Annotated in this window: 7 protein-coding genes and 1 pseudogene; 2 read left to right on the top strand and 6 right to left on the bottom strand. The window is 61.9% G+C overall.

Going from position 1 to position 6807, the window contains the following annotated elements:
* From RTX98_RS19190 to rpmH, 3 genes and pseudogenes are all read right to left on the bottom strand, one after another.
* Nucleotides 1–217: pseudogene (locus tag RTX98_RS19190) on the bottom strand (membrane protein insertase YidC); the annotation flags it as partial.
* Entirely contained in the window at nt 201–635 is a 435-nt protein-coding gene (rnpA, locus tag RTX98_RS19195) for a ribonuclease P protein component (RefSeq protein ID WP_312798443.1), read from the bottom strand. The gene rnpA and the pseudogene RTX98_RS19190, both read right to left, overlap by 17 nt.
* A 21-nt stretch (nt 636–656) precedes the next feature.
* Entirely contained in the window at nt 657–791 is a 135-nt protein-coding gene (rpmH, locus tag RTX98_RS19200; protein WP_189503577.1) for a 50S ribosomal protein L34, read from the bottom strand.
* A gap of 464 nt (nt 792–1255) precedes the next feature.
* Between rpmH and RTX98_RS19205 the strand changes: the two genes are divergently transcribed.
* Together RTX98_RS19205 and RTX98_RS19210 are read left to right on the top strand one after the other, a co-directional pair.
* A complete protein-coding gene (locus RTX98_RS19205) occupies nt 1256–2683 on the top strand; it encodes a dihydrolipoyl dehydrogenase family protein (protein WP_312798444.1) in 1428 nt (475 codons plus the stop codon).
* Nucleotides 2684–2761: 78 nt separating this feature from the next.
* Nucleotides 2762–4261 (top strand): ATP-binding protein, encoded by a 1500-nt coding sequence (locus RTX98_RS19210; protein WP_416223179.1) that lies wholly within the window; start codon nt 2762–2764, stop codon nt 4259–4261.
* Here the strand turns inward: RTX98_RS19210 and RTX98_RS19215 are convergent, their stop codons facing one another.
* The 3 genes from RTX98_RS19215 to RTX98_RS19225 form a co-directional block, all read right to left on the bottom strand.
* Nucleotides 4262–4723 carry an NUDIX hydrolase gene (locus tag RTX98_RS19215; RefSeq protein ID WP_312798445.1) on the bottom strand — a complete coding sequence of 154 codons (462 nt, stop codon included), beginning with the start codon at nt 4721–4723 and terminating at the stop codon, nt 4262–4264.
* A 72-nt stretch (nt 4724–4795) separates the two neighbouring features.
* On the bottom strand, nt 4796–5800 hold the full coding sequence (locus RTX98_RS19220) for an inorganic phosphate transporter (RefSeq protein WP_312798446.1): 1005 nt from the start codon (nt 5798–5800) through the stop codon (nt 4796–4798).
* A gap of 5 nt (nt 5801–5805) precedes the next feature.
* Nucleotides 5806–6447: a DUF47 domain-containing protein gene (locus RTX98_RS19225; protein ID WP_312798447.1), complete on the bottom strand. Its 642-nt coding sequence runs from the start codon at nt 6445–6447 to the stop codon at nt 5806–5808.
* Between the last annotated feature and the right edge of the window lie 360 nt (nt 6448–6807).

Below are 6807 nucleotides of genomic sequence, written 5' to 3' on the forward strand. Positions count from 1 at the left end.
CGGCCGGCGCCATCGCGGAACCGCCGATGCCGGGGCCCGACTGCGGCACGGTGTTGCCGACGTTTGGCTGGCCCTGCTGCGCGGCCTGCTGTTCCGCTTCGATGCGGGCGGCTTCGCGCTGTGTTTCCATGCGCGGGTTCATGTAGAACACTTGCCACAGCGTCAGGATCAGCACCGAAAGGGCGATCGTGATGAAGAAATTACGGTTTGTTTGCATGGGGGGTCCTGACCCTAGCTCCGCCCGGATGTTTGTCGGCTTGCGGATAATCGCGCGTGGAACGCGAGGCTGGCTTGGCAATTCGGCGCGACAGCTCGCCAGCGAGGTCTTCAAACGGCGCGGCAAGACAGTCCTGCCGTCCAACGATCACATAATCGGTGCCGGGCGCCATGTCATGCGCGGCATGGACGCGCACCGCTTCGCGCAACCGGCGCTTGACCCGGTTACGCACCACGGCATTGCCGACCTTCTTGGTCACCGTGAAGCCGACCCGGGGTGGTTGATCACCTCTATGGGTCAGCACTTCGAGCAGGAAAAACGGCCCGCGGCGCTTTTCTCCCTGACGCACGGCCAGGAACTCGGCGCGTTTCTTGAGCCGAACCGGCGCAGAGGCACCGGTCCGGCCTTTGCCGGACATCGTTCGCCTGCTCGTAGCTGATTAAGCCGAGAGACGCGCGCGACCGCGATTGCGGCGAGCGGCAACAACGGCGCGACCACCCTTGGTGGCCATGCGCGCGCGGAAACCGTGACGACGCTTACGGACGAGCTTGGACGGCTGATAGGTACGCTTCATTTTTTAATACCGCGGTGTGCGGCCCTTCTTATGGTCTATCATGGATACGGATGCCGGATGTTACCGGCGCCACGAACACGCGTTTCTCATGAATGCGGCAAGCCGCATCTGAAAATAAGCAAACACACCGGCGCACGAAAATGCGTCGGAGCGGAGCCCGAGCGTTGCGCGCCTTCTAGGCAAGCCCTCCCGTTAAGTCAATCCGTCCAGTGCCTACGGCGATGGCGACGGCCCGGTTTGCAACAGCTTCTCGCTCGGGGACCGACCCTGATCCGGCAAAGGGCGCCTTGAACGGTAAACCCACGGCTTGCCCCGATGTAAGCGAGAGGCAAGCCGACGGAACCAGCTTCTTTGTCACGAATTTAGCGTGTTCAGGGCGCCTTCGATGGAGCTCGGTGAAGACGTGCCAGCAAGCTGCAATGCCTGATCCGCTGAAACAGGCTGCTGGCAGGCAAGAAGGGGGAATGATGTCGAAGCTGTTGAAGCCTGATCTCTGCGTCATCGGCGCGGGATCCGGCGGTTTGACCGTGGCCGCCGCCGCGCGCGCTTATGGCGTGTCCGTGGTGCTGATCGAGCAGAACAAAATGGGCGGCGCTCGCCTGAATTATGGCTGCGTTCCTTCTAAGGCTTTGATCGCGGCCGCTCGGCAGGTCCACGACATTCGCCATGCTAACCGTTTCGGCATTCGCGCTTCCGCGCCCGATGTCGACTTCAAGGCCGTGCACAAGCATATCCGCGGCGTGATCGACACGCTGGCGCCCAACGATTCCGAACAGCACCTTCTTCAATCGGGCGCACAGGTCATCCACGCGCCGGCGCGCTTCTTCGGCAAGGATATGATCGAGGCCGGCGGCTACACGATCAAGGCGCGGCGCTTCGTGGTGGCCAGTGGGTCCTCGCCGCGCGTGCCGCCGATTCCCGGTCTGGACAAGATCGACTTCCTCACCAACGAAACGATCTTTGAGCGAAAAGACCTGCCGGCAAAGCTCGTTGTTCTCGGCGGCGGATCGGTCGGCGTGGCAATGGCGCAGGCCTACCAGCGGCTGGGCTCGAAGGTCACGCTGCTGGAACTCGGTCGCATCCTCTACAAGCAGGACCTCGATGTTGCCGACGCCGTGGTTTCGGCCCTGAAGAGCGAGGGCGTCGATGTTAGACAGAACACCTCTGTCACGCGCGTTGAAAAGGGCGACGAGGGCATCCGGCTTCATCTGGAAAGTGCCGGCAAGGTCTCGGTCCTCGATGGCTCGCACCTCCTCGTTGCGGCCGGCCGCATTCCCAACATCAGCGAGCTCGGCTTGAACGCAGCCGGCATCGCTTACTCGCCGGATGGCATCACGGTGGATGAAGGCCTGCGCAGCGTCACCAACTCCCGCGTATACGCGGTCGGCGATGTGGCGGGCGGACACTCCACCCATGCCGCCAACTATCATGGCGGCCTGGTGCTGCGGCCGATCCTGTTCCGGCTGTCGGCCGAAGTGCGGCGCGAAGTCGTGCCTCACGTCATCTACACCGATCCCGAGATCGCATCCGTCGGCATGAATGAAGCCGAAGCGCGAGGCCGGGGCATCGAGCATCGCGTGTTGCGCTGGAACATGGCGGACAACGACCGCGCCCAGATCGAGCATGAGACAACCGGCTTCATCAAGGTGCTGGCAGGCAAGAATGGCAAGATCCTCGGCGCGACCATCGTTGGCCGCGATGCCGCCGAACTGATCCATGTCTGGGCGCTCGCTTTGTCGAAGGGCTTGAGCCTGCGCGACATGACCAACTATGTCGCGCCCTATCCGACAACAGGCGAAATTGGCAAACGCGCGGCAGTCACCTATTTCCAGGATATGACGCGTAAGCCTGTTCTTCGCGGCCTGCTTGGCGGATTGCGGCTGTTCGGCTAGAGCAGGTTCAGCAAGAGCGCGAAGCGGTTTTGCATCCGCCGCAGGCCTTTGTTGCCCGCGCCTTGAAAGGGACCTTCGATGGCGGATATCGCCGCCAACACCGGGATGGCCGATGCTGCTGGCGCCGCTGCCGCCGCCGAGCGCATCCCATTTCTGCGCCGATTGTCCACCAAGCTTCTGATCCTGACGATCCTGTTCGTAATGACGGCGGAAGTGCTGATCTTTCCGCCCACCATCGCCAACTTCCGCATGCAATGGTTCGAACAAAGGCTGAGCACGGCGGCCGCCATCAGCCTCGTTCTCTTACGCGCTGATCCCGGTCCGCTCGAAGATGCGGCACAGGAAGATGTTCTGCGCTCCGTCGGCGCCATTGCCATTGCGGTGCGGGAAGAAGGGGAATCGCAGCTTCTGCTGGCAGCCGACATGCCGCCGGAAGTCGATGAGCATGTCGACCTCGACAATCTCGGTCCGGTGTCAGCAATTGGCCGCGCTTTCGATACGCTGATCTTCGGCGGAGACCGCGTTTTGCGCGTTTATGGCCATGTCGGCGACAGCGAAAAGCAGTTCGAGCTGATCATCCGCGACAATGATCTGCGCCGCGCGATGCTGGTTTACGCCCGCAACATCGTGCTTTTATCCTTGCTGATCTCGGTGTTCACGGCCGGCCTCGTCTTCTTCACGATCCTCCAGATGATGGTGCATCCGATCCGGCGCATGCGCAATTCCATGCGCGACTTCGCCGATCAGCCCGACAATCCCGGCCGCATCATCCAGCCGCGAGCGCGTGATGACGAATTAGGTTCGGCCGAGCGCGGTTTATCGGCCATGCAGAGCCAGCTTCAGCGCCAGCTTGGCGAACAGAAGCATCTGGCTGATCTCGGCCTCGCCGTGTCGAAGATCAATCACGACATGCGCAACATCCTCGCCTCCGCCCAGCTGATGTCGGACCGTCTGCGCGCCGTCCATGACCCGGCGGTTCAGGCATTCGCGCCCAAGCTGGTGCGCACGCTGGACCGCGCCGTGTCCTATTCCGAGGATGTGCTGGCCTATGGCCGCGCCCAGGAAGCCCCGCCGACCCGCCGTCTGGTGCGCCTGCATCAGCTGGTGGAAGATGTCAGTGAACTCTTGGGGATCGAGCCGGACGGTCCGCTCGAATTCATCAATGCCGTCGATCCCGCGCTCGAGATCGACGCCGATGCCGATCAGCTGTTCCGCATCCTCAACAATCTCTGCCGCAACGCCATGCAGGCCATGGCGGCAGATGCCTCGTCGGCCGTGGTTTCGCGTCTGACCGTTTCTGCCGAGCGCATGGGAACGGTGTGCCGCATCACCGTTTCGGATACTGGGCCGGGCCTGCCTGAAAAAGCCCGTCAAAACCTGTTTGCCGCCTTTCGGGGATCGGCGCGCAGCGGCGGCACGGGTCTTGGCCTGGCCATCGCGCAGGAGCTTGCGCGCGCCCATGGCGGCACGATCGAACTGGTGGAAAGTGTCGGCGGCCGCACGGTGTTTGCGATCAGCATCCCCGACCAGCCGGTGCGGCTGGACGATGTGCGCCCAGCCATGCGCAACAGCGGCTAACTAGGCTGCCTTGCCGCTCAGTTGCTCTTTGAAGGATGCAATCAGGCTGATGAGGTGGGGTTCGTCGACCAGCATCTGCGCCTGTTGCGGGCTGACCCAGGCGCGTTCACGCTGGCCCCGTTCGCGAAATTGCGAGAGTTCTTCGGTCACCCGCAAGCCGTAGACCGTGACAGTCACCGGCACGAAGATCGTCTTCAGCCGCTTCCAATAGGCATAGCTTCCACGCGGTTCGACATCGACCTCGCCAACGAGCCCAGCTTCCTGCTTGGCCTCGACCGCCGCCGCTTCCCAATCCGCCTTGCCCTTCATCGGCCAGCCCTTGGGGATCACGAAGCGCTTGGTTCCGCGCGAGGTCAGCAACAGGATCTCGAGGCCGCCCTCGCGCTCTCGGTAAGGGAGCACGGCAACCTGACGGATCGTCTTGCCTTTCTTGACGAGCGCCTTGGCTCGTTTCTCTTTCATGGTCGCCATCGAATCTTAACCGGCTAAGGACCTCCTTCTCACGATCTTGCCCAGGTTGTGCAAGGTCAGATGTTAAACGATGAACGCGGTGACGGCGTAAAAGATCGCGGCGATCAACGCGGTTACGGGAATCGTGATGACCCAGGCGATCACGATGTTGCCGGCGATGCCCCAGCGCACCGCCGAAACCCGCCGCGCTGCCCCCACGCCGACAATCGCGCCGGTGATGGTGTGGGTGGTGGACACGGGAATGCCGAGCCATGTCGCCAGGAAGATCGTGATCGCGCCGCCGGTTTCCGCGCAGAAACCCTGCATCGGATTGAGACGCGTGATCTTGGAGCCCATCGTATGAACGATGCGCCAGCCCCCGAACAGTGTGCCCAGCGCCAGCACGCTTTGGCACGACAGCACCACCCAGAGAGGCACATAGAAGGTGTCTCCGAGCAACCCTTGCGAATACAAGAGCACGGCGATGATCCCCATCGTCTTCTGCGCATCATTGCCGCCATGGCCCAGCGAATAGAGCGAGGCGGAAATGAACTGCATGATGCGGAAGGTGCGGTCGACCGCAAAGGGGGTGCTGCGCACGAACACCCAGGCGACGATCAGCACAAGCACCAGCGCCAGCACAAAGCCGGTCGCCGGCGAAAGAACAATGGCGGCCGAGGTCTTCAGGAGTCCTGACCAGACGATCGCGCCGCCGCCGGATTTGGCGACGCCCGCTCCAACCAGCCCGCCGATCAGCGCATGCGAACTGCTCGACGGAATGCCGAGCCGCCAGGTCACGACATTCCAGACGATGGCGCCCATCAGCGCGGCGAACACCACGGTCGCATCGATCGTATTGGCGTCGATGATGCCGGTGCCCAGCGTTTCAGCGACATGCAGGCCGAAGAACAGAAAGGCGATGAAATTGAAGGTGGCGGCCCAGAACACCGCATATTGCGGTCGCAGCACGCGGGTGGAAACGATGGTCGCGATGGAATTGGCGGCGTCGTGCAGCCCGTTCAGAAAGTCGAACAGGAGAGCAACGCCGATCAAGCCGACGAGCAGCGGAAAAGCGAGCGTGGCGTCCATATCCGCTAAACGTTCTCGATCACGATGCCGCTGATCTCGTTGGCGACGTCCTCGAACCGGTCCGCCACCTTTTCCAGCTCGGCATAGATCTCGTTGCCGATAAAGAAGCGCATCGGCTCGGTACGGCCATAGGTTTGGTAAAGCAGCTTCAAGCCGCGATCTTGCAACTCGTCGGACTCACCCTCGGCCGCCAAAATCTGCTCCGCCAGTTCGTTGAGGCGCTGAGCGTTGGCGCTGACATTGTTGAGAAGCGGAATGGCTTCGGCGGTCAGCTCGGCGGCTCGCACGATGGTCTTGCCCATATCCTGCATCAGCGGCTCGAACGAGCGCTGCTCGAACAGCGTTACCGTTTTCACCGTCTTGCGCATCGTGTCGATCGCATCATCCATGGACTGGATGAGATCCTTGATGTCGTTGCGGTCGAATGGCGTGATGAAGCTCTTGCGCGTGGCTTCCAGCACGTCGCGGGTGATCGCGTCGGCTTCGTCTTCCAGCCGCATTATTTCCGCGCAGTGATGATCGACATCGACGCCTGACAGCATGGCATCGAGCGACTTGGCGCCAAGGATCAGGGTCTGCGAATGCGCCGCAAACAGATCGAAAAAGCGGTCCTCCCGGGGAAGGAGGCGTCTGTACCAGCTCAGCATCGGCTTTCAGTCCCTTTGGCGGCCAGCCTGTACTCTGCCTGGCCCATGTTCTGCGCAATGACGTTTCGCTTGCCGTTGTCTGCAATGTGAGGGAGCCGTCAAGCTGGAACACGCCTCTAAGTTATTTTCCGGCTAAATTTTTCCTTTCCACAAAGAAGGACAGGGGGATGCATTTTGCAACGAACCCTTTCAGCTTTGTTGCGTTAGCTCCCCGACCGATCCGCATCGGACAATTGAGAAGAAGGAGAAACGCCATGAGTGTTTTCGACAAGATCAAGAACGCAATCTGGGGCACGGCCCATGCCGCTCCGGCACCGAAGCCCGCCGCAGCGCCTGCGCCGGCAGCCCCTTCCGCTGCCC

This window comes from Tianweitania sp. (assembly GCF_032053605.1).
GTDB lineage: Bacteria > Pseudomonadota > Alphaproteobacteria > Rhizobiales > Rhizobiaceae > Tianweitania.

Bases quoted from the DNA above. Each gene is read 5' to 3' on its own strand.
- RTX98_RS19215 (WP_312798445.1), bottom strand. From the start codon at position 4,723: ATGAAAGAGAAACGAGCCAAGGCGCTCGTCAAGAAAGGCAAGACGATC.
- rpmH (WP_189503577.1), bottom strand. From the start codon at position 791: ATGAAGCGTACCTATCAGCCGTCCAAGCTCGTCCGTAAGCGTCGTCAC.
- RTX98_RS19225 (WP_312798447.1), bottom strand. From the start codon at position 6,447: ATGCTGAGCTGGTACAGACGCCTCCTTCCCCGGGAGGACCGCTTTTTC.
- RTX98_RS19205 (WP_312798444.1), top strand. From the start codon at position 1,256: ATGATGTCGAAGCTGTTGAAGCCTGATCTCTGCGTCATCGGCGCGGGA.
- RTX98_RS19220 (WP_312798446.1), bottom strand. From the start codon at position 5,800: ATGGACGCCACGCTCGCTTTTCCGCTGCTCGTCGGCTTGATCGGCGTT.
- rnpA (WP_312798443.1), bottom strand. From the start codon at position 635: ATGTCCGGCAAAGGCCGGACCGGTGCCTCTGCGCCGGTTCGGCTCAAG.
- RTX98_RS19210 (WP_416223179.1), top strand. From the start codon at position 2,762: ATGGCGGATATCGCCGCCAACACCGGGATGGCCGATGCTGCTGGCGCC.